Below are 25,398 nucleotides of genomic sequence, written 5' to 3'. Positions count from 1 at the left end.
GTTCCGGCCAATCGTTACTCAGTCATTGTTTTCCAACCAGCGTTCATACAAGGAGCATCCCATGTCCACGAGCATCATCGTCAACGATCTGTGCAAGACCTACGGCAGCCGCACCATCCTGCAGCATTTGTCCTTCACCGTGCCGACCGGCGGCAGCCTGGCCATCATCGGACCGTCCGGGTCGGGCAAATCGACCCTGCTCAACATCATCGGACTATTGGACTCGCCCACCGGCGGCACGATCACGCTCGACGGGCAACGCCTGCCGGACATCAACAGCGGCAAGGCGACCATGTTGCGCCGCACCACGATCAACTACCTGTTCCAGTCGTATGCGCTCATCAACGATCTGAGCGCGCTCGGCAACGTCATGCTCGGCATGAAGTTCATGCCCGGCAACAAACAGGTCAAGCAGCGCAAGGCCAAGGCCATGCTCACGCGGCTCGGCCTCGGCAACGTCATCGACGACAAGGTCGCGACCCTGTCCGGTGGCGAACAGCAGCGCGTCGCCCTCGCCCGGTGCATCCTCAAACCCGGCGACGTGCTCCTCGCCGACGAGCCGACCGGCGCGCTCGACCACACGCTCGCCCAGCACGTCTTCGACGAGATGCTCGCCCTGCAGCACGAATACGGCAAGACGCTGATCGTCGTGACCCATGACACCGGCATCGCGCGGCAATGCGATCGGGTGCTGGAACTGGGCCGCGCGGCATGACAGGGAGGGTGTGATGCGAGGCAGGACCATTCGGCTTGCGGTGTTGGTGGCGGTGCTGGTCGCCGTTGTCGGTTCGTTCGTGATGCTCAGCGGGTTGGATGCCGTGGCGCCGTTGGGCGTGCGGGGCACGGTGCAGGTGTCGGGGGCGACGCCGTCCGTGCCCAGTTCGTCGACCATCGTGGGGATCGAACGGACGGCCGGTGACACGGGCGCCGGCATCGTCAAGCTGGTGGAGGATATCAAGGATCCGGGCGGCGCGAGGTCCGTGTATGTGGCTGTCGGGGACAGGTCGGGGGAGCCGGCCCGTTGGCTGGCCGACGGGTATCCGGGGTTCACCCGTTCGATGACGACGACGGTATCGTCGTTCTCCCGGCTTTCGGGGCAGGACCCGCGCGGTAGCTACTACGTGTACGGTGACACGGCCGCGACCCGGGCGTTCGCCGAGCGGTTTCATGCCGACGGGTATGAGGTGGATGTCAAGACTGACTACACGGCTTCGTACGCGCAGTGGCTGGGCAATCAGCCGCTGGGGGTGGGCTTTGCGGTGACGGTCCTGCTGTGCGCGATGCTGGCGGGCATGTTCGCGTTGATGAACGTCAAGGGGTATGCCGTGCAGCGTCTGCAGGGCAACTCCGGCTGGAGCGTCATCGCGCGTGACGTCCGCGCCAACATCCGCCAGGCCCTGGCCGCGATCCTGGTCGTGCTGCTGGGGTTCACGGGATTCCTGGCCCTGTACAACCATGCGTCGCATATGGGCGCGGCATTGGCGCTGGCGGCCGGCGTGTTCGCCGTGTTCCTCATGGTGATCGTCGTGGCGTATCTCATCGGGTTTATGGTGGCGTCCCGTTCGCCGCTGCTGGCATCGCTCAAGGGACGCTTGTCGGCGCGTCTGGCGTCAGGGCTGATCTACTGCGTGCGCGTGCCCGCCGTGATCCTGGCCGTCTGGGCGGTCATCTACGCGGGGATGGCCGTGGGCCAGGCCCTGGACCAGGCCGAAGCCCAACGGGCATGGGCCACGGCGGGCCAAGCCAGCGCCATCAGGCTCAACCCCCGGCTCTCCTCCGATGAGCAGGACCGGTATGCGGCCGCGACGGGCCGATGGCTGATCTCGCAGGAACGACAAGGCAGGATGATCCTTGCCGAGGAGGGATATACGCTGGAGCAGTTTTCCGCCGTTGCGAACCAGACGGGCTCGCCCGCGGACGGCGCGGCTTCCCTGTCCGGGAACGTGCTGGTGGTGAACTCGAACTATCTGCACGCGCAGACGGTGCAAGACGCCTCGGGCCGGCGGATCACACGAGTGCCCAACCAGGGGGTGCTGGTGGTGATACCCGCCTCGAAACAGGACCAACGCGAGCGGATCGAGAACGTCGTACGGGCGTTCATCGGCTCGCAGGGCCGGATGCATGGCGTCGCGACGCCCCGGATCACCGTGCTAACAGGGAAGTCCGGCCAGTCCCTGTTCGGCTACGGGCAGCAGAACATGCCGAACCAGAAGACCCTGTTCCATGACGCGGTGCTCGTCGGCGTGGATTCCGACACCGGAATATTCTCTCCCGACGACTACACGGCCTACGCCTCCGCGGGCAACGCCATGCTCACTGACCCGGACCAGGCGCTCGTCTCGCTGCGCGAGGCCGGACTGCAGCCGTTCGTCTACGCCGTGAGCAGCGTCAGCGCGAAGGCGGCCGCGGACTTCGCGAAGCTTCAGGCGAACCTGCGCATCCACCTGATGAACGTGCTCGTCGCCATCGCCATCCTCATCGCCTCGGCCATCGCCGCCGCCCAGACGCATGTACGCGGCGGCGCCCAACGCATCTTCGCCCGCTACGTGCACGGCTGGAGCTTCCCTGCCACCCACCGGCTCGCGATCACCGCGGAAACCATACTGGCCCTCGCCCCGATCCTTTTCTCGACCTACCAGATCATCCAAAGCGGACTGCGCGCCGGAACCCCTACGGGCTCCCGGAACGTCGCCGACATCTACCTGCTGGGCGGATGGCAGCCCGCGTTCATCGCCGCCGTCACCATCGTGAACATGCTCGTCTACCTGCTGGCGACCGCACGCTACGAGCGTATCCTCGCCGCCAACCACTCCAGAGAGGAATGAACCATGCACGACCACCACTGCCTGCCCGGCGCGCCCGTCATCGCGACCGGACTCGGGAAGACCTTCGGGAAACGAACCCTGTGGCACGACCTCACGTTCCGCATCGAACCGGGACAGATGATCGCATTGACCGGACCGTCCGGCTCGGGCAAATCGACGTTGCTGAACATCATCGGTCTGCTCGACCACGCCACCGCCGGAACCCTGGAATGCGGGCCGGACGACCTGACGGCCATGAACCCGCGCCATGCCAGACTGTTCCGCAAACGCACCCTGGGCTACCTGTTCCAGGACTACGCGCTGATCGACAACGCCGACATCGAACAGAACCTCGACGTGGCAATGCACGGCACAGCCAACAGGCAGGACAGGCGAGACCGAATCAGCCGGGCATTGGACCGCGTCGGGCTCAAGGGCCGTGAACACGACCCCGTCTATCAGCTCTCCGGCGGCGAACAGCAACGCGTCGCGTTGGCGCGACTCATCGTCAAACGGCCCGGCGTCATCCTCGCCGACGAACCCACCGGCGCCCTCGACCACGACAACGCCGACATGGTCATCCGCACCCTGCGCGACATGGCCGAAAACGGCGGCGTCGTCATCATCGCCACCCACTCCGACCAGGTCTCCAACGCCTGCGACGACACCATCCAACTATGACGTGCCGCCGGCGGTTTCGATGATGATGCGGTAACGTTCGAGACCTGTCATGCGATTGCTTGACATGATGTTGTCCCGTCGGCCGTTCCCGGATTGAATGGATATAGCGATGAAACCGAGTCCCGAGGAAGGGAAGTGATCGCAATGGAAAAGACCACTCATAACACGTCGGTACAAAACGGTGGCACCAGACGGCTGGTCGTGATTCTGGTGTGCGTATCCGTAGCATTGCAGGCTCTCGCGTTCGCGATCCCGGGAAACGTCCTGAGTCTGCTTTGTCGAGCCGTCGGAGTGTTGCTGCTGCTCGCGGCCCTGCTTGCGGCTTTGAAAGGCGATGCGAAATCAAGCTCCTTCCTTGCTGTAGGAGTTGGCGTAGCGGCGGGTTTGACGGCCATCGCCCTGGTGATTGTGCTTCTGTAACCCGAGCTGCAGAATCTGCCGATGGTTGTCATGGCCTGCTTGGGATGCAGACGTCCAGTTGCCAGTGTCGCTGTTCCGTGCGGATGGCGAAGCTGCCGCCGGCAGTTTCGATGATGGTGCGGTAACGGTCGAGGCCGCTGCCCAATCCAAGCTTCCCGTCATGCTCGGCGATGGTGTCGCTGACGGAGATGTGAACATCGTCGTTCATATCGACGCTGATGGAGACGGCGTACCATTCGGCCGGATCGGCGTGCTTGGCGATGTTCGCGTACAGTTCGGCCAGCAGGCCCGTGATCAGTCGCATCCTGTCGGGCGGGAGCGGACGGCGGAGTTCGCCGAGCAGGCTGTCTCCGGCGAAACCAAGCGATTCGAGTCTCGCCTCCTTGTCGTCGATCAGGGATTGCAGTTCCCCTTGCTGCACGGTAACGGAGTGGTTGTCCGGAATCGGTGTGGGTGTTCTGTCTTGTGCTTCCGACGGTTCCGGCTGCGGCTGCCGTGCCGGCCGTGTCTCCAGTGAGTCGATGACCGCGTGCGTGTGGGTCATGGCGCGATCGGCCGCGTCGCGTAGCTCCCGGAGCTGCTGCCGGTATTCATGCTCGCTGTTGGGCATGCCGTTGGTCTCGGCGTGGTCGATGCGCAGGATGAGGTAGGCGAGGTCGTTGCTGATGGTGTCGTGCAGGTTGCGGGCCATGTCCTCACGTTCCTGCTGGCGGCGCAGCAGATACGAGTCATGGTCGCGTTGTCGCATCATGTGCAGCAATAGTCCCGTCAGCAACGGGAAGCAATAGAGCGTGATGCGCTGCAGCGTAGCCACCATCAGACGGCCGCTGCTAGATGGCGCGGCGGGAGCGAACAATAACATGAGCAGCAGTCCGGTGGCGATTGCGCCAGACCATGTATTGAGATAGGCGAGGAATCCTGTACAGACAATACTGATGACTAGTGGAGTAATCATGAGTGTCTCCACCAGCAATATTTCGCCGGCCACGAGCGCCGCCCAGAGGAACCATCGCGGGCGGAACATGCCGCCGATCAGACCGACGAGTATCGCCAAGACCAAGACAAGATGCTGCTGCACGCTCACCGTTGAGGAGGCATCCGCCGTGGCCCGGGCCATGTATTCCGCGATGAGGGCCGCAGCCAGCAGCACGCAGGTTACGGCGATGACCGGATGATCGTTGCCCGGACCGGCTCGGCCGATAAATCGGTTTACAGCAGATCGTATCTGGCGCATGCCTCCAGCACCTCCCTGCGGCTGGTCACGCCAAGCTTGCCGGCCGCCCGGTGCACGTACGTGAACACACTGCCCTTGGTAATGCCCAACCGGACCGCGATCTCATCGGTGGTCAAGCGTTGCGCGTACAGGCGCAGGATGTCCTTCTCTCGCGAGGACAACGAGTCCTTCATATCCTCAGACATCCTCGCCGGCAACGTACCGGACAGCAACGCATGCGCCGAAGCCGCGTCACGGAATCCCGCCTCGGTCTGCGCAACGGTCGGCATGCCGGCAGCCGCCCGCCGCACCGCGTCGGCGATGTCGGCTTTGAGCTGCTCCTTGGCGAGCAGTCCCTGCGCGCCTGCTTTGATCGCCTCATCCCGGTAGACGTCCGTCGAATACGAGGTGACGCAGATGACGCCCACCTCGCTCGTCCTGCGGCGGATGCGCCGGCACACGTCCGCGCCCGTGATGCCGCCCAATGCCATGTCCAGCACGAGCACGTCCGGCCGCGTATGCGCGTTGTGGCAGTGCTCGATCGCCACCGCCGGCGACCCCGTGCTCCACACGACACGGAAACCCCGGGACATGGCCGTGATCATCGCGCACATCGCATCCAACGCGAACGGATCGTTATCCAACACACCGATACGGATCACGCCCGCCGCGTCCGGCTCGTTCCCAAGTCCCATAAAGCCCACTGTACCGCCGACAGCCATTGGTTTCCCGGCATGAAACGGCATTGCTGTCATGCGATCGCTTGACATGACGTTGCGCTTGCGGAGCGTGCGTGGATTCAATGAGATCTGTTGGTGCGCGACGAAGGCTAGGAGGCCGCAGATGGGAAACCGCGTATGGAAAGATGATGGCCGTGTCGGAACGACCATCGCTATTGCGGTCATCACGGCACTGGTGGTGGCGGGATTATGGTTCGGATGGGCGCGATACCAAAGCTATAGGCCGGTTTCGAATCTGTCTCAGAGGTTCTCGATATCATTCCCCAAGGATGCGAGGGCAATCGTCAGTAAGGAAGAGGAGAGTTTCCACGGAGACGGGTACAGGTACGTGAAGATCACTGCCGACCCGGGAAAAGCTAATGGCACCATTCTGGACGGCAGGGAGTACTCCAGTGGTCGATTGTCCCGGGAGAGCACACGTATGGTCAAGGAAACGAATACGACTCTGCAGTTGGATTTGGGAACACAACTTGATGGTCTGTACGATCAGCCTCATAGGGAGATAAGCAACGAGAACGGTACACTGATCATCATCCGTGATGCTGATTCCTCGGAATGGCATTTCTTCGAATGCCTGATCTGAAAGGATCTTCCATGAAGGATCTGCTCATCATCGACATGCTCCCCACGTACGGACTGGTGTGCTACCTGCTGGTCAGCGTTTGCGTCACGCTGGCGTTCCGAGGGCTTGCACATGCGTGCGGGAATCGACGGCGACTGCGTTTCGCCGTCATCGCACTGCTGATCGGCTCGCTATCCGTCGCTCTGCTCGCCGGCTGCGTGTACACCATCGCGATGCCATACGCACAACCGGACATGGTTGATTTCTACCGCACATATCGTCCCGCCGCGTTCGTGTTCCTCACAGGACTGTTCTGCGTGCAGTCCGTGTTCGGCGCCGCGATCGTGCAAACATCCCGTAATCGGCATAATACCGGCAATGGATCCGATCATGCTCACCAATGTGAACCGTTTTGCCGGCATGACGATGCACATCGCTCCGGTCGAACCACGGCAGCTCACGGAGAAGGCGCGAAAGCCAACGTCGGAGTATCCCTGCGTCGTCCCCCCCTCTACCCTGAACGATGATTAAGGGCTGAATCAGGGGCGATACAGGCATGTTCCGCGATTCGGTGAACGCACACTGGAATCATATCGGACGCGGGTCGCATGGCAGGCGCAAGGCGGTGCCAGCCGCGGGGGAAGAAGGCAGTATCATGGTCAATCAGCAGCATCCGCAGCAGTGTCGTACCGTGCATGCTTCTGCGGAACGCGAATCCCGCAATATAGTGGATTCCGCGGGCGGCGCGCGTCCTGACAGGCAAGTCACGTTGTCCCTCGTCGTGCCCTGCCATAACGAGGAGGCTTGCCTGCCGATGTTTCTGTCATCCGCCGCGCAAGCCGTCCGTGAGATCATGGCGGCGTATCCCGGCACGACGGCCGAAGTGGTACTCGTCGACGATGGTTCCACAGATGGAACGGCAGCGTTGCTGCGGCAGGCCGCGGATGGGCAACTGTCCTGCCGCGACCCGGCGGCGTCAGCCCGTACCAGCGATATCCACGCGCCCAGCCAAGAAACTCTGCCCTTCGCAATCCGCTGGCTTTCGCTATCCCGCAACTTCGGCAAGGAAGGCGCGCTGCTCGCCGGACTCGATGCCGCGCAAGGCGATGTCGTGGCGGTGATGGACGCGGATCTGCAGGATCCGCCGTCGCTGCTGCCGCGCATGTTCGCGATGCTGACGGATGATTCGGCATTGGACTGCGTGGCGACGCGGCGCATCACGCGCGCGGGCGAACCGCCGATCCGTTCCATGTGCGCGCACATGTTCTATCGGCTGATGAACGCCATGTCACCGGTCGTCGTGCCCGACGGTGCGCGTGATTTCCGTATGATGCGACGCCGGGTCGTCGACGCGCTGACGTCGCTGACCGAACGCAACCGGTTCTCCAAGGGACTGTACGCATGGGTGGGATTCCATACGGCATGGATCGACTATCCGAACACGCGCCGAGCCGCGGGCAGGTCCAGCTGGAATTTCTTCGCGTTGGTCCGCTACGCAATCGAGGGGCTGATCTCATGCTCCACGGTGCCGTTGGCCGTCGCCTCGTATATCGGGTTGTTGCTGTGCGTGGTCGCGTTCGGCGCGACCTGTTTCATCGCGGTGCGCGCGGCCATGTTCGGCGACCCGGTGGCCGGTTGGCCATCGCTCGCGTGCATCATCACGTTCATCGGCGGACTGCAGCTGATGTGCCTGGGCATCATCGGACGGTACCTGGCGAACACGTATCTGGAGTCCAAGCGCCGGCCGAACTACATCGTGCGCGACGGCAACATCAACGTTCGTGATGCCGGCAATACCCGTTTCGACCATCCGGCACATGACAGGGAGATGCTGTCATGATCACGACGAACCGCAAGACCGCCGGTCCATACGTCGAACACGCCGGCGGACGCGATGGTGATGCTGGTGTCGGTCCCGCCGTTGCTATCCGTCACTTGGTTCCCGTTCCCGTGTTGGCCGTCTGCTGCGCTCTGGCGACGACCGTGTTGAGCTGGCTGATGGGCTGCGGCCAGTCGTTGTGGTTCGACGAACAGTATTCGTTGATCCTGGCGAGCCGACCCGTACGGGAGCTGATCGCGCTCACCGCTGTCGACGCGCATCCGCCGCTGTACTATCTGCTGCTCAAGGCATGGATGCCCATCGCCGGCGGCGACGTTGCGCTGATGCGGATACCGAACTGCGTGTGTCTCGGCCTTGCCGTGTTCGTGCTGGTCATGCTGATGCGCGATTTGTTTGGCGACCGCGCCGCAGCGGCGTGCATGCCGATGCTCATGTGCGGTGGTTTCATGTTGCGCTACGGCTACGAGTTGCGTATGTATTCGCCGGCGATGCTATTGGCCGTGGGCGGTACGGCGATGCTGCTGCGCGCGGCCGGTGTGATCGAACCGCGTGGCTGCCTCAAGCGAGACATGACCGATGGGCGCGATAATCAGCAGGACGGCCTTCACCCCAAAGACGGATATTGCCGCACCGCATGGTGGGCCGCGTACGCCGTGACCGTCACGCTCGGCATGCTGACGTTGTATCTGACCGCGTTCGTATGGTTGACGCATGCGATCTGGCTCGCCGCCCGATCGTGGCGTATGCGGAGTCTGTCCGCGTGGCGATGGTTATTCGCCTATATCGCGTCGGTCACTCTGTTCCTGCCGTGGATGCCGGCGTTGCTGGGCCAGCTCGGCGGGAGCTCCGTTCTGCCTCCGGTTCGTCGGCGCACGAACATGTCCGGCGTGGCGAACGCATTTGACATCATGCTGCTCGGCATGACGGAAAAGGAACTGCCGTCGATCGTCTCGCTGCTGGTCGCGGCCACGATGACGCTGATCGTCGGCATATTCGTCGCAGTATGGCTGCCTGCACAGCAACAGTCAGTCGGCACACTGGCCTCGCGACAATCCGCCGAAGCTGCATGGCTGATCGTCATGCTGTTCGCCGTGCCGACGACGCTCCTGATGATCTGGTCCGCCGTCAAGGAGCTGTCCAGCGGCGGATACGGCATGTTCTCCGTACGCTATCTGAGTGTGATCGCACCGTTTTTCTACGCCACGCTCACGCTGGCGTGCGTCATCGCGTATCGATTGCGCGGCCGTCGCACGGCGCTCGTCTACGTTGTGGTCCTTGCGATGCTGGCCGCCGGGACGATTGTGTACGGTGTGCGCGGCAACCATAGTTTCGACCGCAACGATACGCCCGGATCGGCCGCGTTGAGTCAACATGTTGTCTGCTCGGCCGAGCGGCCGGTCGTCGCGCAGGACGAGTACACGTACATTGACGCATACTGGTACTACCGCGACTGCCCGTACTACTACTTCCTCGACGCCGACGACGTTCCCGTACGAGGTGGATACGCGCCGCTGCACGATTCGACCGCGCAACTGAGAACCATCGACGATCTCGATACGGCTCGATTCACCTTGTTGTCATGGACGACGACCCGCAATTACGACAGGTTTCTTGACACCGCATCCGACCAGTGGGCGCAAACCGGCGTCATCAAACGTGACGCGAACGCGGCCATCGCTTACCGCCGATAATCGACTCTTCCGGAATGAGGAATCCTATGGGGTGCCTTTCCCGGGTGCTACGGGAACGTGGGTGGCGAAGAGGCCGTAAGCTTGCCAACCGAGATTTGATGTCATGCGGTTGCTTGACATGACGTTGCCGGTGATGGGGTAAAGCGTCTCTAATGGCGGTATCGGTTCGTTGCTTAATCCGGGGAGGCGTTATGGGTTATCTGCTGATTATCGACATGCTGCCCACGTATGGGCTGTTGTTCTACGTATTGGTTTCGGTGTGCGTCTTGGTGCTACTTCATGGTCTGCGCAAAACGTCTTTGGACCGGCGCCGGCTGCGATTCGTCACGGCTGCGACGTTGGTCGACTCCTGGATCTGCGCTTTGTTTGCCGCGTTGGTATACGTCATGGCAGCGCCGGCGTCGCAGCCTGATATGACGGACTTCTACGTCATGTACCGGCCGGCTTCGCTGGGTGTTCTCCTGGTGCTGTTTCTTGCGCAGGTTGGGTATGGCATCAGGGCCATACGGCGGTGATTGTTTGCTGTGCCGGGCGTTGATTTTGCGCGGACGGTGTGGTGGAACCGTGAACCATTGGCGTGTTCCCTGCTACGTATTCAGTGAGTTTGCGGGATGTGCCGTGGAAGGAGCCGCATACGCAGGATGACATGACTTCGCCCGGTGGGGAGGTGACGCGCGACGAGGATTTGCTCGCGCGGGTCGCTTCCGGGGATGAGCGCGCCTTCGAGTCCCTGTATGGACGGTATGCGGTGGCGGTGCTGGCGTTCGTGCGTGCGCGCGTGTCGGATGCGGGCACGGCCGAGGAGGTGTGCGCCGACGTGTGGTTGGGTTGCTGGCGGTCGGCGAGGGCGTTCCGCGGTGACGCGAAGGTGCTGTCATGGCTGCTGGGCATCGCGAAACGGCAGATCACCATGCGTGTGCGGCGCGGGCGCCCGGACGTGACCGCGTTGGATGACGCGCCCGAACCGCGTGACGATGGCCCGAGCCCGGAGACCGTCGTGCTGTCCGAAGCGGGCGTGGATGATCTGACGGCGTTGCTGCGCCGTCTGCCCGTCGAACTGGTGGAGACGGCGACGACTATGCGACGCTCACGATCGCCAACACCGGCAAGGACCTCACCCGGATCGATCCGACGGAACTGCTCGCCACGTTCAACCGCGGCCCGGACAGCAGAATCAGCAACCGCCGCGGCACACCCAACCACGGACTCGGCCTGTCCATCTGCGACGAGATCATCCGACTCCACCACGGCACCATGAACCTGCACGCCAACCCGCACGGAGGACTGACCGTCACCGTACGGCTGCCGATAGAGCAACGCGTCGGCGTATCTTCGTCGGATATCTAGTATGCTCTCTGGCCAACGCAGATGAATGAGATTGGAGGATGCCAACTATGAGTGTGGAAAATACTGGCGACGGGCTGACTGGCAGCACGCATCGGCCGAAACGACGCGACGACAAGCATACGGTTGCCGGCGAACATCGTCGGATGCGGCGGGCGGATCGGGAGATCATAGACCGTGAACAGATCGGCGAAATCATCGGCCGGTGCGACATTGTCGATATGGCGTATACGGACGCCGAGGGACTGACGATCGTGCCGTTGAATTTCGGGTACGAATACGATTGCGAAACCGGCGCCCTCACGCTGTGGATGCACTCGGCTCCGCGCGGGCGCAAGCTTGACGCGATCCGCGCGGGCGGCAACCGTCTGCCGGTATCGTTCGCCATGCGCACCGACTGCGAGGTGATCGAAGGGCGCACGGCCTGCAACTGGGGCGAGGCGTTCACGTCGGTCGTCGGCAACGGCGTCGCCTCGATCGTGGACAATCTCGACGAACGCCGACACGGACTGCAGCTGCTTATGGCGCATCAGGCGCATATGCCGCACGCCGAGTTCACCGATGCACAGGTGAACAGCGTCGCGGTCTGGAGGATCGAATCGACGCGGCTTACGGCGAAGGCACATGCCAAGCCGGGACGTGTGCATGGCAGACAGGCGGGCGATAGCGCCAAGACTGAGGAGTAACGGGTACGTACCCCTCAGTCAGCTGCGCTGACGGCTCAGGGAAGCCAGAAAGTATCCAAAGTCACTTGGCGAACGGCTCGGACGCCTTGTCGAGCATGGCGATCTCATCGGCGGCCAGGTCGAGCGAGACCGAGTCGAGCAGCGCCGGCAGCTGTTCGGGCGTGCGGGCGGACGCGATCGGACCGGCGACCTGCGGACGGTGACGCAGCCATGCCAGCGCGACCGTGGCGATCGCCGTGCCGTGCGCCTTGGCCACCGCATCAAGCGCGTCGATGAGCGCGAACCCGTCGGCGTTGAGGTAATCGGCGACCATGCCCTGACGCGCCTTGCCTTCCGCGTCGGCGGCGGAACGGTACTTGCCGGTCAGGAATCCGGCGGCCAGCGAGAAGTACGGGAACACGGCGAGGTTCTCCCGTGCGGCGACCGGCGCGAGCGTGCGCTCGTAGTTGCCGCGGGCCACGAGATTGTAGTGCGGTTCCAGCGCGACCGGCAGCGCGTAGCCGTGCTCGCGGGCGATGCGGAACCATTCCTCGATGCGGTCGGCCGTATAGTTCGACAGTCCGATCGCGCGGATCTTGCCGGCCTTGACCAGCTCGTCGAACGCGGCGGCGGTCTCCTCGAGCGGCGTGCTCTTGTCGTCGAAGTGCGCGTAGTACAGATCGATCGCGTCGACGCCGAGGCGCAGCAGCGACTCGTTCGCCGCGGCGATCACGTTGTCGTGCGTGAGGCCCTTGTACTGCGGGTGCTCGCTCACCTTCGTGGCGACGACCACCTGGTCGCGGTTGCCGCGCACGGCCAGCCAGCGGCCGAGGATGATCTCGGACTCGCCGCCCGCGTTGCCCGGCGCCCACGCCGAATACACGTCGGCGGTGTCGATGAAGTTGCCGCCGGCCTCGACGTATTCGTCGAGCACCTTGCGGCTGGTCGCCTCGTCGCTCGTCCATCCGAACGTGTTGCCGCCCAGAACCAGCGGGAACACTTCCAGATCGCTGTTGCCAACCTTCACACGCTGATCGGTCATGATGCCGTCCTTTCCTGCGTATCTGACATACCCGTACATATCCGTCGTGCGGAATCGTTGCGACGCGTCGCGGACGATCGTCCGGCATCCGCCGTCCTCGTCGCATCCGCGTTCCACGTCCCCATCATTGTCACGCGTCGGACGGTCCAAGCGTGAGCGCATTCCGCTGCCGGCTGAGCGCGCGGCGAATGTCGCGGGCGGCTATCGTGGGTCCTAGAGAATTTCGTTTTCGATAGGTTTGCGACAAGGGGGAGTGCGGCATGTCTTTGACGAGCGAACAGCGTGCGGCGACCATTCGCGAGTTCCGCGAGAACATGGCGTTGCTGGGATTGACCGCGGAGCGGATCGGCGCCGATTTCGGTGTGCCCGGCTCGACCATCGAACGCATCATCGGACTGCGATCCGGCGTGCTCGAATACCCGTGGATCGTGCGACGCTACCTGCTTGACAAGGCCGCGGTGGCGGGCGTGGAGCCGGTGCCGTTCAGCGCGTTGCGCGGCGACCCGCATGACTACTGGTTTCTCGACGACCGTATCATCGACGCGAACCGGCTCGACTGATCCGTGCCGGTCGGCGATGTGCGGCCGTTCCGGTCGACGAGAACGGCTGAGCCGACTGCACGGAACCGGTCTGTGGATCGCCGGGTGATACGCTGACGCCATGTGCAGATGCTTTGCGGCCGACTTGGACTGGGATGCGATCGCGGCTCGGTTCGACGTGGACAAGGATGCGACGGACCCCGCCGCGCTCCCGGCGCCTTCCTATAATCTCCGCCCCAAGCGGACCATCGGCATCGTGGCGCAGGGGAGGGACGGCCGGCGTCATCTGGCCGGCGCCTACTGGTCGCTGATCCCGGCGTGGAGCGCCGATAAAGAACTGCCGTATCCCACATACAACGCGCGCGTCGAATCGGCATGCGTCAAACCCACATTCGCCGAGTCGGCCAAGTCCATGCGCGCGATCATCCCCGCCACCGGCTACTACGAATATCACGGCCATCGACCGTACTATTTTCACGCGCCGAACGATGTGCCACTGTTGCTGGCCGGACTGTTTTCGTGGTGGCGTGCTCCGCAGTCGCAAGGCCCGGCGCCGTGGCTGTTGACCGCGACGATCCTCACCTGTCAGGCCGTGGACGGCCCGGCAGCGATCCATGATCGCATGCCGCTGCTCGTGCCGCACGATATGACCGACATATGGCTCGACCGCGCGGTCGATGGCACGGCATTGATGACGAACATGCAGCAGGGTGGCATCGCACTGTCCCGCAAGCTCGCCTTCCATGAAGTCGCCTCGTTCGGCCCGACGGGCGACGGCCGCACGCTGATCCGACCGCTGCCGCAACCTCACACGCCCAGCCTGTTTTGACTGTGGGATATGGCGCGATCCTGTGATCACCGCTTGCCGAGAGTGACGTATACGCCGAGACTGTCGCCGCCGAGGATGTTGCGGATGGCGTCGCGTTCGTCGTCGGTGGCGTAGGTGATGCGCAGATAGCCGAGTTGTTCGGCAGAATCCGGGCAGTCGGCGGTGACGGGGGTTATGTTCACGTCGGTGCCGACGTGTCTGATGCGTGCGATGATGTCGGCCTTGTCGCGGACTGCAGCCTGCACCGACTCGTAGGAGGTGAGACTGTTGCAGGGGACGCTGTCGGCGCGACGGAACGTGACAGTGCCGGTGACGACCAACGTCGCGGCGATGAGTATGCCCGTAAGGAACGCGGTCGCCACGGCGATGACGATGGTGCGGGGACGGGATGCAATGGTCATGATGGATGCTCCTGTGTGTGGTGGATGGTGGTGATGATGGGGGTGTCGGTCGGAGATGTGACTTGATTTGGATTTGCTCCCCTCAGTCAGCTGCGCTGACAGCTCCCCTCGGAGAGGGGAGCCGGAGAATGAGTGTTTATGAAGATGGGGCGACTTGGTAGATGCGGTCGCAGGCATCGACGAGCACGGGGTCGTGGGTGGCGAGGATGATGGTCGCGCCTTGTACGGCGCGTTCACGCAGGAGTCGGATGATGTTGGCGCGGTTGCCGGCGTCGAGCGAAGCGGTGGGTTCGTCGGCGAGGATCACGGACGCGTTCTTGTAGATGGCACGCGCGATGCCGAGACGCTGTTTCTCGCCGCCGCTGAGGTGCGATGCGGTTTCGTCGGCGCGCGAGGCGAGTCCAGTCAGGCGCAGGGCGTTGCGGAGGCGTCGCCGGTCGCCGCCGACCGCCAGTCCGAGGCCGTTGAGTCGCATGCTGACGTTGAAGCCGACGGTTTCCTCGTCCATGATGCCGTAGTCCTGCAGGATGAACGCGGCCTTGTCCCGCCAGAACCGTCGGCGCTGTCGCTGGCTCCAACCGGTCGCGTCGATGCCGTCGATGGCCAGCGTGCCGGCCGACGGGATCTGCAACAGGCCGATGGTGTGCAGGAGCGTCGTCTTGCCGCAGCCGCTCGGCCCGGTCAGCGAGGTCATCGTGCCGGGTTCGATGTCGAGGTTGATGCCGCCGGTGATGACGTGCCCGTTGATGCCGGTCGCGAGATTTCGGCAGACTATGGTGGTCATGGTCATGCTCCTTGTGGGATGTGGATATGTATGGTTGCCGATCAGGCCGACGGCCGTATCGGCGGCCCGTCTGCTGACACGGCCCCTGATGGGGAGAATTGGGGGAAGGCTTACAGTGTGCGGTCGTTGATCGCGTGGAATCGGCTGGCTGTGGCCGTGCGATGGCAGACGGCGGAGAACAGTGCGGCGAGCGCGGCGACGAGCAGGGTGATCGATACTCCGTCCGATTGTTGCGTGACGAGAATGATGGAGACGACGCCGGCCGTGGCCAGCGCGAACAGGGTTTCCGCGAGGATCGTCGGCGTGGCGAGACGGCCGGGCGCATATCCGGCCAGCAGCAGGGGATAGTCGTGACCGGCGCGCAGGGTGGCGCGCACGTCGGCGCCGACGAGGGCGACCATCGCGAGCGCGGCCAGCAGCAGGATGATCGCGGCGGCTTGCATCCATGCGAAGTACGCGGAGAACTGCGCGCGCAGGATCTGTGTCTCGGCGATGTACCGCACCGATATCGCCGCGCCCAGTCCGGCTTGCGCGGCCTGCCGTCGGGTGTCGTCGAGTCCGGTCAGGACGATGTTACGTGAGGAGAGCGCCGGCGTGAGGAATCCGGAATCGGAGAACCCGTTCAAATCCGGCACGACGATGATCGCCGCATGACGGGAGAACAGCATCTCGTCGGAGCCGCCCTTGAGCAGCGGCACGGTCACACCATCCGCCACGTAATACTTTGACTCGTTACGCAATCGTCTGGCCTGAGCGTCATCCTTGGCCCATGTGACGAACTGGTCGATGATCTGCCGCGCCGGATCGTCCAACCGATCGACGTTCACCGGCGTGATGCCGTCCGTGGCGTCGAGGTCGAGGTCGATGCCGATCAGATCAAGCCAGGACCGGGTCACGAGACCGGCCACCGGCGTATCCGTCGTGGTCTGGTTCTCCTGCCCATCCGTGAACGTGTACGACAATGCGGCCTTGCCCTGCCGTTCCATCGCATGAATCAGAACGGCGGCCTTTGCATCCATGTCGGTGCGATCGGGACCGAACGTGACGGATACGGACACCTGATCGCGCAGCCGTTGCCATACGGACTGTTCGCGCGTCGCGTCGGACGCCTCGCGAAACGAAAGCATCGACGGGGCAAGCACGGCCAGTACGGCGACGAACACCACGGCCTTGACCAGCACGCTTGCCCGGAGCAATCCCCGCGGCATGGGCTGTCGGTCGGCTATCATGCGCACGGACGGCCAGCAGACGGCCGACAGCACCAGCGTAAACGCCAACAGACAGGCGAATGCCGTCGCCTCCAACAGCAGCATCACACGCAGCAGATATGGCACGAACACCCCGCCACGTGACACGAGTACGCCCAGTGCGGTCGCCGCGTCCACGATCACGGCGACCATCAGCATCGGCAGCATCAGACCGACCGCATCATCATATTGGATCTTCCATGCCGGCACCCCGGCCAGCACGCGCAGGGCACGCGACCGTGCCTTGAATGATAGCCAGAACAACACCAGCACGGCTATCAGAGCGACCGTCGCGCCAAGAGCGGCACGGAAACTCGACTGTCCCAACAGCATGCGCAGATCGCCCGCCAGATCATCGTCGCCATATTCCAACCGCACGCCTGCACCGGCCGCCCATGTGCCCAAACCCGTGCGGGCAGGGTCGCCCCATCGCCCGCATACCAGATACTGGCCGCCGGCCGACGCGCTGTTCAAGCGATCCGATCCGGCGACCTTGCCGTCGGGCAGACTGCCGAACCGGCGAATCAACATCCCCGGTTTCACGCTCTGCAGCGTGGTGCCGGGCAGCGGTACAAACACCTGCGCGTCGGTGCCGTGCTCCATATCCGGCACGATTCTCACCAATCCCAAACCAAGTTTCTTGTTCTGCTCGGCCAACTGACGCAATGCGTCGGCGTCGTCCATGCCGTCGGGCAACGTCACGGTGACCACGGCGAACGGATGCAGTTCCTGCGGCAGGGAACGATCATGCAGATCGCACAGCACCCACGCCACGAACACGGCCAGCGCGCACATCAGCGCGGACGACACCACCAACAGCCTGCGATGCATGACGACCTCCCCTTCATCAGGACGATTCCCGCGACTTCCCACCGACTGATGCGCCGTTGGGAATCGGCTTCACCGTACGTGCGACGAACATCGGGTTCCAGCAATGTCCCCCGGTGAGGGACATAACGTGCGGAGGCAATACGGAGGCCGATAATGGAGGCATGCAGACAAGGGAAACCGATACACCGGTCACGGTGGGTATGATCGACAATGACACGCTCACCCTCGGCGCATTGCGCGCGCTGCTGGCCCGCATGAACGGCGTCGACGTGACATGGGCAAGCGATGACGGCAACCACGCCATCGACCTATGCCGCGACCCGCACACCCGGCCGGACGTGCTGCTGGTCGACATGTCGATGGAGCCGCTGCCCGGCACCGAAGTCTGCCGACGCATCCGCGCCGCCGGACTGGCTATCGGATTGGTATGCATCACGTCGTTCACGTTGCACACCTACGCGGCACAAGCCGCCCGTGCCGGCGCGCAGGCCATCGTATCGAAAACCGATCTGCCCGGCATACGCAACGCCATCCTGCACGCCGCGCACGGCAAGGCCAGCCCCTCGCCGATCGCCGGCGTCGCCTTCCATGACGTCGATACGACCGACAGCGGAGCGGCCATCGACGCGACGAGCAACGGCACAACGACAGGTCGGATCGGCGCAACGTCACCGGCCGCGACCGTTACCGATTCTGTGACGACCATGCCGTCAACACGCGAACTGCAGATCATCCGCATGCTCGCCGACGGCATGGAAACCGACGCCATCTCGCAATCGCTCTCCCTGAGCCGATACACCATCGCCACGTATCTCAAACGTGCATGCGACAAGCTCGGTGCATGCAACCGCACCAACCTCATCGCCATCTGCGAGCGCAGGGGACTGCTATGAACGACCGCACCACGCAGCACAATATCGGCACCGATGCCGACGATCTGCGTTGCGACCGCACCACGCATCCGCATTCCGCTAACGACCACAACGATTCGCAGTGCGCCCGCACGACCTGCACAACAAACGACGATATGCGCAACACAGTCACGGATTATCTCACGGCGGTGATCGTTGCAGCCAGTATCGGCCTGACGCTGACGTTCGCGGTAACGGCACTCGCGGCCGGGGCCGTTGCGATACCGGCTGTGCTGGCGATCGTTGTCGCCTGTGCACTGACCGTCGTCGCGTATTGGCATCCGTTGTTCTCAGGCCATGCCGTCACACTGTCGTGGGCGTGTGCGTGCCTGATGCCGCCGTTGACCGGGGGAGTGACGTTGATGATATTGCCGGTCGCATGCTGCGTCATGTTGGCCGCTCGTCACAACACGCGGCATGGTTTCATGATGACCGGCGCGCAACTGCTGACGCTTGCAGCGGGAACGATGCTGGGCGTCGTGCGGCCGGCCGACGATTCCGCCATGATGGCCGTGCTTGTGACGATTCCCGCCGCGCCGGTTGCGGGACTGCTCATGGCGTGGAAGCAGCGGCTCGATGACGCCAAGGAAGCTGAACGGGAGCTGGAGCGGCGCCGTCACGCCATGCGCGAACAGGAGCGACGCGCGGCGGTGGCCACACGAATTCACGATCAGGTCACCAACCGGCTCGCCTATCTCATCCTGCGTCTCGGCAACGATCGGGCCGAATGGACTGCCGATGCGCCGGACACGGCACGACTACGTGCGGAACTGACCGACCTGTCCAGTATCGCGCAAGACGTGCTTGACGAAACCCGCACCGTCATCGGCATCCTCGACGGCAGCAGACCTCCGACCACCGACGCAGATGCCGATGACGATCCGGCCGGGGAAGCCGCCATGCTACGCGATCATCTTCACGAGACCGCCGACCGTCTCGAAGCGCTCGGATTCGCCGTGGACGCCGATTGTTTCGGCACGCTGCCGCAACGCTATGATATCGATGCGGTCAACGTACTGCACGATCTCATCGACGAAACCGGCAACAACATCGCCAAGCACGCGCAGCCGCGTACCGACTGCGCCATCCGCATCACGCTCGACGGCTGCCAGGCGACACTAGTCTCCAGCAACCATATCCGCACCGACGACGCTGGCTCCGGCAACTCCGGCACCGCCATACGTCCCGGAACCGGCCTACGTACCAAAGCCGAGCAGCTCCACCGTCTCGGCGGCGCACTCGACCACACCGTGCAAGACGCCACATGGACACTGTCTGCCCATCTGCCGTTGCACCGGCAATCGGTTGCGCCATCATTGCAATGACGCAACCGCCGAAGTGAACCGCCCGCTCATCAGATTGATGGAATACGCATCGATATGTCGCATGGCGGCACGCGGAATTGCCTGCGTTAACACCGAGCGCAGCGTCATGGACCATTGTTCGGCATGTTTGCGGCTTACTCCGAACAGACTGAGGCAATCGTCGGATCGTAGCTTGTCCACAGTGACCTCTGTGTCACCGAACAATGCGATTTGATGGATGTCGGGCGCCTTCGCGTCATATGGTTCGGGATTCATGTCGAAAGCCGGAGCCAGTTCCCACGCATTGCTGCGGCGCAAATAACCGTGATTGCGCAGATGGTCGTCCAGATTGCCGATCGCCGCGCCGAACATGGCTCGGTGCCATAGTTCCACGGTATCGCCTCCCGATCGCCGCGTGAATTCCGCCAGATCGAGCCAGTCGCCGCCGTCCCCGTCCGTTGCCTCCAATGCGGTCATGGCGGACATATACGGTATTCTCGTCATACTGTCCACCGACGGTGCAGGTTCGCGGTCGAATCGTTTAGTGAGCAGCACCGTTCTGGATCTTCCTCCGATATCGTTCACCGCGAGAGTACGGTGTTCCGGCACCTGTATGCCGGCCATGTGCGCGAGCTCCAAGGTGACCGCCTCCCAGCCGATGACGTCCCATTCGTCGCCGTTGGGTTTGGGAAATTTGGCCAGCCATAACGCCTGTCGATCGGCCACCGATGCCTTGGGCCTGGCGCCGCCCAACGAACCGGTCGCGCGATACAGTCTTCGTAGCGAGATGTCGCTTACCTCGCGGTTTTGTTCCACCGCGTCGGCGGTGTTCAACAGGTCTGGCAGATTGACCAGTACGGGGACGCCTTCGTCTCCTGCCACAGGCTTGCCATCGACAAGGAAACGGACCGCTCCCTGACGGGTAAGGTCATTGACGCCGAATAGGTATTCCGATTCGCTGACCCGAGTGCGTTTCAGACTGCGGGCGAAGATCTTGCGCCCCCAGCGGTCGGGAGCGCAATCCGAGAACGGTCCCAGACCGGCGAAAAAGAACGGTGCCAGCGAGCGAGGCAACGACGGGAATATGTCGAAGGAGTGTGGGGCAACGGCATAATCCGCGTCATATCGGAACGATAGATCGTCGCCGGTGGCATACAATGCGCCAGCCGTGACTTCCGTTCCGTTTTCAAGCGTGATCACAACCGTGGCTTCAACGGTCTTCACCGGCATGACGCATCATCTCCTTACCCGTTTGGGCAGTTGTTCGTTTGCTCTGAGACGGCCAAGATCCGTTGAATATGGGTCGCATGAGGCGACCAGCGCGTCCGCCATCTGCAATACGCGGGCAATACTGAGCAGCGAGTCGGTACGTACGGCTTTGCCTTGTTCGAGATTCGATACCGTGGTCGGGCTGACTCCGGCGCGCTGCGCCACATCGGCAACAGTCAGCGATAGCAGCCGGCGTTGCTGGGAAAATCGTTCTCCCAGAGTACGTAGATCGCGTCTTACCGCAGTGGGGGTATATTTCATCAGGAGCTTTCTTATATACAGTATATTGTTCTTTATAATTGATAATTACTAATATATTGCATTTTATTCGATGGAGACCGTATCAAGTCAAGAGACCAGGTGACTTTCGTTCCAGGTTGTGGAGCAGATCCCGCAATCGATCAGGAGTGGCGGAGGGTGATGCCGGCGGCGGCCATGTCCTTGCGGGCGGCGACACCGAGCTCTTCGCTGACGGGCACGGTGAGGTCCTCGAACACGGTGACCGAATAGCCGAGCTTGCGTGCATCGAGCGCGGTTTCCTTGACGCAATGCGATTCGGCGATGCCGACCACGTCCACCTGCGTGACGCCGGCCGTCTTGAGCGCATTGGCCAAAGTCCGCCCGGCCGACTGCGCGGCCGTGACTTCCTCGCGTGACTGGATGCGGTCGGTGTTGTCCTCGATGCCCTCGAACCCGGAGTATGCGGCCGAATACTGGCCCTTCTTGAAGTGATGCGCGACGTCCAGCGCGCGGATCGCCGGATGCAGTTCGGCGTTCGGCGTGCCGGCCTTGCCGTGCACCGGCCACGTATCCACGTAGTCGGGATGCTCTGACCAGTGCGCGCCCGGTTCGATGTGCCAGTCCTGCGTGGTTGCGATAACCGCGTATTCGCCGCGGTGAGCGGTCACGTATGCGGCGATCCGTTCGGCGACCGCGTTGCCGCCGTCCACGCCGAGCTCCCCGCCTTCGCAGAACGTCGGCTGCACGTCCACGATGATCAACGCCTTCCCTGCCATGATTGCCTCCCTCAAGTGGATGCCGATATGCCGGCATCCACTCTACTGGTTCGGCGGCGGAATCGCCCGGCGTCGTCTACAGCTCGGCCTCGTCCCATTGCGCCGGTTTCGGGATGCTTCGGGTCGGGGTGAGGCAGGCGAGCAGCAGGCCGAACGCGGCGCAACATACGACGAGCAGCATGACGGCGCGGAAGCCGAGGCCGTGCGTCTGCAGCAGCCAGCCGACCAGGGCCGGGGTGAGCGCGCCGGGGATGCCGATCGTCGTTTCGAACACCGTGGACACGCGCCCTTGCATCGCGTCGGGCGTGCGGCCGAAGATGAACCCGAGTTCGCCCGCGTTGAGCGCGGGGAACAGCAGCGACGTGGCGCTCATGCACGCGACGACCACGGGATACGAATCGGTGACGGTCAGCGGGATCATCGCGGCCGTGAGCACCGCGAACGTGAGCATGATGATCCGACCGGTGGGGATATGATCGACCAGCCAGCCGGCGGCCAGCGATCCGACGAGCGCGCTGACGCCGGTGGCGGTGTTGACCAGTCCGATCAACGCCGGGTCAGTGCCGCGTGCGGCGAGCATGATCTGCACGCCGACGATACTGCCATAACAGGCGACGTTCACGACCGCTCCCTGTGCGATGGCCGCAAGGATCGTGCGCTTAGCCAACGTCCACTGCCAGCCTTCGACGAACTGTGCAAGGAACGACGGGGCCGGCCGGGCCGGCTTGTCGTCGTGGTCGGTCGCGGCCGTGACACTGGTATCGGTATCCGCAACGGCATTGCGTCGCGGCAGCGAGAACGCCGTGACCGTGGCGATCAGATACAGCATCGCCGAGGCGAGGAACGGCATCCATCCGGTGATCCGGTACAGGAAGCCGCCGATCGCGCCGCCCGACAGTTCGACGCACGATTCGCGCGCCTCGCGGATGGCCTGCGCGTTGGCGAACCGGTCCATCGGCACGATCGATTTGAGCATCGCGTCGTTGGACGGGCCGAGCAGACCGTTCATCACGGCGAACAGCGCGACCAGCCCGGCGAACACGGGCACGCCCATCAGTCCCGCGGCCAGCAGTACGGTCGCGACGGCCGACAATCCCATGCCAGTCAGGCCGAGCAGGATCATGAGCCGACGACGGTCGTGCCGGTCGGCGAGCGCCCCGCCCACCGACATCAACACTAGGCCGATGGCCGATTCGACGGTGACGAGCAGACCGGCCACAAACGGCGAACCGGAGACGGCAAGCCCGACCAACGGTATCGCGAACGTGCGCAGGCTGACCGCAAGCACGTCGGCCGTGTCGGCCATGAACCAGTTGCGGTAGGCGGGTAGTCTCCACAGCGAACGGCGATGTCGCCGCGTCGATGGTGCTGATGATGGCTTGGATGATGGAGCGGGTGATGAGGATTCGATGGTCGCAGGAGCCGACGTCGGCTCCGGATCAATGGCATGCATGATGAGACTCGTTTCTCATGAGTCCCTTGACGGCCGACATCGGATACGCCGATACGATTCGGCAATCGCGAAAGCCGGTCGCAGGGAAACGGTTCGGTGAATGACGCACAACGACACGTCACGGCCGTCGAACGGCCGCGACGAAACAGCAGGACAGGCGAGACGACGCGAGTCCGCACTAGTCGTAGGCGAAAGACACCAGAACCTGATACATGAGGCTTCCTTATCCCGTGGTGTTGCCGATGATCGATCCGTCGAACCGACGCTCATCCACGAACGTCGATCCACGTCTCATTCACCCACAACGATACCACCGCAACGCAACGAAAACACGGCACCCGGATTCACCGTGCAGACGCGACTTTTGTCCGACGCGCGCAACGGCGGCCCGCCCGCGCTACAGTGACAGTATGCTTGATCATCTGACGCTCAAGGTGCGCAACATCGACCGCAGCATTGCGTTCTACACGAAGGCGCTCGCGCCGCTCGGCTACATCGCCAAAGCCCACCACGAACCGACGATCGGATTCGGGGTCGACGACGGCACGCCGCACTCCGACTTCTACGTATCGCCGATGGACGAACCGGCCGCAGCCACCGGCCACGACGCAACGGCCGCGACGCCGGTCTGCCCGGTCACCCACATCGCGTTCCTCGCCGACGGTCCGGCCGCCGTCCGCGCGTTCCACACGGCCGCACTCGCCGCCGGCGGGCGCGACAACGGCGCCCCCGGGCCGCGCGCCTACCATCCCGGATATTACGCGGCATTCGTCCTTGACCCGGACGGCAACAACATCGAAGCCGTCACCGACTGGAGCGGCTGGCCCGACGCAACGCACCACAGACACGAACAGGAATAGGAAACGGAAAGCACGACAACCATGACGGAACTTCTCATCGGATCGCACCTGTCGACCAGCGGCGGCTGGACCAAGCTCATCGAACGTTCGCATGACGAAGGCGGCACCACGTTCGCGTTCTTCCCGCGTTCCCCGTACGGCAAACGATCGAAATCACTTGATCCGGCCGGCGCCGCCGACTTCGCACGCCGACTGGTCGCCGAACACTACGGACCGCTCGTCGCCCACGCGCCGTACGTCTACAACCTCGCCGCCAAGGACTCGGCCAAACGCGAGTTCGCCATCCATGCGCTTGTCGAGGATCTCGAGCTACTCGCGTCGATTCGTGCGGCCGGCCAGGAGATCTATCTCAACATCCATCCCGGCTCGCATGTCGGCCAGGGCGCGCAGGAAGGCTGCCGGCTCATCGCGGACGGATTGAACCGGACGTTCGACCTGCTGGTCGGGGAAGACGTCGCCGATGACGCCGTTGTGCCGATCCTGTTGGAGACGATGGCCGGCAAGGGCACCGAATGCGGGCGCAGCTTCGAGGAACTGGCAACGATCATCGACGGCGTCGACCGCGCGGCAGATCTGGGCGTCACGCTCGACACCTGTCATGTGTTCGACGCGGGATATGACCTGCTGCATGATTTCGACGGCGTGCTGCGCCAACTCGACGACACGATTGGATGGGACCGAGTCAAGGCCATCCACGCGAACGACTCGCAGTTCGGGCTCAGCTCGCACAAGGACCGCCACGCCAACATCGGCGACGGCGAGCTCGGCATCGCGTTCTTCACGCAACTGGTCAACGACCCGCGCACCGACAGGTTGCCGATGATCCTCGAAACCAAGGAGCAGACCGAGACCACGCACCGCGACGAGATCGCACTGCTGCGCGGACTGCGACGCAACTGAATGCGACTGAACCGTGGCGACGGCTGTGCATCGTGCACGTTACTCGGACGGT

Annotated in this window: 27 protein-coding genes and 1 pseudogene; 18 read left to right on the top strand and 10 right to left on the bottom strand. The window is 63.4% G+C overall.

From position 1 onward, the window contains the following. Window positions 1-61 precede the first annotated feature (61 nt). From DSM100688_RS02535 to DSM100688_RS11735, 4 genes are all read left to right on the top strand, one after another. Complete coding sequence (locus DSM100688_RS02535; RefSeq protein WP_152357564.1) at window positions 62-715, top strand: ABC transporter ATP-binding protein; 654 nt, start codon at window positions 62-64, stop codon at window positions 713-715. 13 nt (window positions 716-728) lie between these two features. Then, window positions 729-2,825 (top strand): hypothetical protein, encoded by a 2,097-nt coding sequence (locus DSM100688_RS02530; protein WP_152357563.1) that lies wholly within the window; start codon window positions 729-731, stop codon window positions 2,823-2,825. 3 nt (window positions 2,826-2,828) lie between these two features. Beyond that, the gene (locus DSM100688_RS02525; RefSeq protein ID WP_152357562.1) at window positions 2,829-3,485 is read left to right on the top strand and encodes an ATP-binding cassette domain-containing protein; all 657 of its coding nucleotides are present in this window, start codon (window positions 2,829-2,831) and stop codon (window positions 3,483-3,485) included. Between the two features lie 144 nt (window positions 3,486-3,629). Then, a complete protein-coding gene (locus DSM100688_RS11735; protein WP_163146746.1) occupies window positions 3,630-3,905 on the top strand; it encodes a hypothetical protein in 276 nt (91 codons plus the stop codon). 28 nt (window positions 3,906-3,933) lie between these two features. Here DSM100688_RS11735 and DSM100688_RS02520 read toward each other — a convergent pair whose 3' ends face one another. Both DSM100688_RS02520 and DSM100688_RS02515 read right to left on the bottom strand, forming a co-directional pair. Then, the gene (locus DSM100688_RS02520; RefSeq protein WP_240811829.1) at window positions 3,934-5,055 is read right to left on the bottom strand and encodes a histidine kinase; all 1,122 of its coding nucleotides are present in this window, start codon (window positions 5,053-5,055) and stop codon (window positions 3,934-3,936) included. Between the two features lie 59 nt (window positions 5,056-5,114). Beyond that, entirely contained in the window at window positions 5,115-5,813 is a 699-nt protein-coding gene (locus DSM100688_RS02515; RefSeq protein ID WP_152357561.1) for a response regulator, read from the bottom strand. Between the two features lie 148 nt (window positions 5,814-5,961). Between DSM100688_RS02515 and DSM100688_RS11990 the strand changes: the two genes are divergently transcribed. The 8 genes and pseudogenes from DSM100688_RS11990 (at window position 5,962) to DSM100688_RS02475 (ending at window position 11,981) form a co-directional block, all read left to right on the top strand. After that, window positions 5,962-6,441 (top strand): hypothetical protein, encoded by a 480-nt coding sequence (locus DSM100688_RS11990; RefSeq protein WP_239519282.1) that lies wholly within the window; start codon window positions 5,962-5,964, stop codon window positions 6,439-6,441. 11 nt (window positions 6,442-6,452) lie between these two features. After that, the gene (locus DSM100688_RS02505; protein ID WP_239519281.1) at window positions 6,453-6,947 is read left to right on the top strand and encodes a hypothetical protein; all 495 of its coding nucleotides are present in this window, start codon (window positions 6,453-6,455) and stop codon (window positions 6,945-6,947) included. Window positions 6,948-7,075: 128 nt separating this feature from the next. Continuing rightward, window positions 7,076-8,260: a glycosyltransferase family 2 protein gene (locus DSM100688_RS02500; RefSeq protein WP_152357560.1), complete on the top strand. Its 1,185-nt coding sequence runs from the start codon at window positions 7,076-7,078 to the stop codon at window positions 8,258-8,260. Then, complete coding sequence (locus tag DSM100688_RS02495; protein ID WP_152357559.1) at window positions 8,257-9,951, top strand: glycosyltransferase family 39 protein; 1,695 nt, start codon at window positions 8,257-8,259, stop codon at window positions 9,949-9,951. The genes DSM100688_RS02500 and DSM100688_RS02495 overlap by 4 nt, the downstream gene beginning before the upstream one ends. A 191-nt stretch (window positions 9,952-10,142) precedes the next feature. Next, window positions 10,143-10,466: a hypothetical protein gene (locus DSM100688_RS02490; RefSeq protein ID WP_152357558.1), complete on the top strand. Its 324-nt coding sequence runs from the start codon at window positions 10,143-10,145 to the stop codon at window positions 10,464-10,466. 131 nt (window positions 10,467-10,597) lie between these two features. Next, window positions 10,598-10,867, top strand: a pseudogene (locus DSM100688_RS12305) (sigma factor); the annotation flags it as partial. Between the two features lie 176 nt (window positions 10,868-11,043). After that, entirely contained in the window at window positions 11,044-11,298 is a 255-nt protein-coding gene (locus DSM100688_RS12300; protein WP_152357654.1) for an ATP-binding protein, read from the top strand. Between the two features lie 47 nt (window positions 11,299-11,345). Next, window positions 11,346-11,981: a pyridoxamine 5'-phosphate oxidase family protein gene (locus DSM100688_RS02475; RefSeq protein WP_152357557.1), complete on the top strand. Its 636-nt coding sequence runs from the start codon at window positions 11,346-11,348 to the stop codon at window positions 11,979-11,981. Window positions 11,982-12,042: 61 nt separating this feature from the next. On the opposite strand, the gene DSM100688_RS02470 is transcribed toward DSM100688_RS02475, so the two are convergent. Next, complete coding sequence (locus DSM100688_RS02470) at window positions 12,043-13,002, bottom strand: aldo/keto reductase (RefSeq protein WP_152357556.1); 960 nt, start codon at window positions 13,000-13,002, stop codon at window positions 12,043-12,045. Between the two features lie 260 nt (window positions 13,003-13,262). Between DSM100688_RS02470 and DSM100688_RS02465 the strand changes: the two genes are divergently transcribed. Continuing rightward, a complete protein-coding gene (locus DSM100688_RS02465) occupies window positions 13,263-13,562 on the top strand; it encodes a DUF2316 family protein (protein ID WP_152357555.1) in 300 nt (99 codons plus the stop codon). 100 nt (window positions 13,563-13,662) lie between these two features. Next, window positions 13,663-14,370: an SOS response-associated peptidase gene (locus DSM100688_RS02460; RefSeq protein WP_152357554.1), complete on the top strand. Its 708-nt coding sequence runs from the start codon at window positions 13,663-13,665 to the stop codon at window positions 14,368-14,370. A gap of 26 nt (window positions 14,371-14,396) precedes the next feature. Here DSM100688_RS02460 and DSM100688_RS02455 read toward each other — a convergent pair whose 3' ends face one another. The 3 genes from DSM100688_RS02455 to DSM100688_RS02445 form a co-directional block, all read right to left on the bottom strand. Then, on the bottom strand, window positions 14,397-14,771 hold the full coding sequence (locus DSM100688_RS02455) for a hypothetical protein (protein WP_152357553.1): 375 nt from the start codon (window positions 14,769-14,771) through the stop codon (window positions 14,397-14,399). A 136-nt stretch (window positions 14,772-14,907) separates the two neighbouring features. Then, window positions 14,908-15,555 (bottom strand): ABC transporter ATP-binding protein, encoded by a 648-nt coding sequence (locus DSM100688_RS02450; protein WP_152357552.1) that lies wholly within the window; start codon window positions 15,553-15,555, stop codon window positions 14,908-14,910. 110 nt (window positions 15,556-15,665) lie between these two features. After that, entirely contained in the window at window positions 15,666-17,633 is a 1,968-nt protein-coding gene (locus DSM100688_RS02445) for a hypothetical protein (protein WP_152357551.1), read from the bottom strand. A gap of 161 nt (window positions 17,634-17,794) precedes the next feature. Here DSM100688_RS02445 and DSM100688_RS02440 point away from each other — a divergent pair, with 161 nt between their 5' ends. Beyond that, window positions 17,795-18,526: a response regulator transcription factor gene (locus tag DSM100688_RS02440; protein WP_152357550.1), complete on the top strand. Its 732-nt coding sequence runs from the start codon at window positions 17,795-17,797 to the stop codon at window positions 18,524-18,526. Further along, window positions 18,523-19,869, top strand: coding sequence for a sensor histidine kinase (locus DSM100688_RS02435; RefSeq protein WP_152357549.1), 1,347 nt, complete (start codon window positions 18,523-18,525; stop codon window positions 19,867-19,869). Before DSM100688_RS02440 ends, DSM100688_RS02435 begins: the two co-directional genes overlap by 4 nt. Here the strand turns inward: DSM100688_RS02435 and DSM100688_RS02430 are convergent. From DSM100688_RS02430 to DSM100688_RS02415, 4 genes are all read right to left on the bottom strand, one after another. Continuing rightward, a complete protein-coding gene (locus DSM100688_RS02430; RefSeq protein ID WP_152357548.1) occupies window positions 19,858-21,078 on the bottom strand; it encodes a type II toxin-antitoxin system HipA family toxin in 1,221 nt (406 codons plus the stop codon). The genes DSM100688_RS02435 and DSM100688_RS02430 overlap by 12 nt on opposite strands. Before the next feature lie 6 nt (window positions 21,079-21,084). Beyond that, window positions 21,085-21,378 (bottom strand): helix-turn-helix domain-containing protein, encoded by a 294-nt coding sequence (locus DSM100688_RS02425; protein ID WP_152357547.1) that lies wholly within the window; start codon window positions 21,376-21,378, stop codon window positions 21,085-21,087. Between the two features lie 140 nt (window positions 21,379-21,518). Further along, window positions 21,519-22,133: an isochorismatase family protein gene (locus DSM100688_RS02420; protein WP_152357546.1), complete on the bottom strand. Its 615-nt coding sequence runs from the start codon at window positions 22,131-22,133 to the stop codon at window positions 21,519-21,521. Window positions 22,134-22,209: 76 nt separating this feature from the next. After that, the gene (locus tag DSM100688_RS02415; protein WP_152357545.1) at window positions 22,210-23,586 is read right to left on the bottom strand and encodes an MFS transporter; all 1,377 of its coding nucleotides are present in this window, start codon (window positions 23,584-23,586) and stop codon (window positions 22,210-22,212) included. Window positions 23,587-23,996: 410 nt separating this feature from the next. On the opposite strand from DSM100688_RS02415, the gene DSM100688_RS02410 reads away from it, so the two are divergent. Then, the gene (locus DSM100688_RS02410) at window positions 23,997-24,446 is read left to right on the top strand and encodes a VOC family protein (protein ID WP_152357544.1); all 450 of its coding nucleotides are present in this window, start codon (window positions 23,997-23,999) and stop codon (window positions 24,444-24,446) included. A 21-nt stretch (window positions 24,447-24,467) separates the two neighbouring features. After that, window positions 24,468-25,346, top strand: a complete 879-nt coding sequence (locus DSM100688_RS02405; RefSeq protein WP_152357543.1) for a deoxyribonuclease IV — start codon at window positions 24,468-24,470, stop codon at window positions 25,344-25,346. Window positions 25,347-25,398: the final 52 nt, after the last annotated feature.

This window comes from Bifidobacterium ramosum, assembly GCF_009299505.1.
Classification (GTDB): Bacteria; Actinomycetota; Actinomycetes; order Actinomycetales; family Bifidobacteriaceae; genus Bifidobacterium; species Bifidobacterium ramosum.
This window is presented reverse-complemented; position numbering and strand designations above follow the sequence as displayed.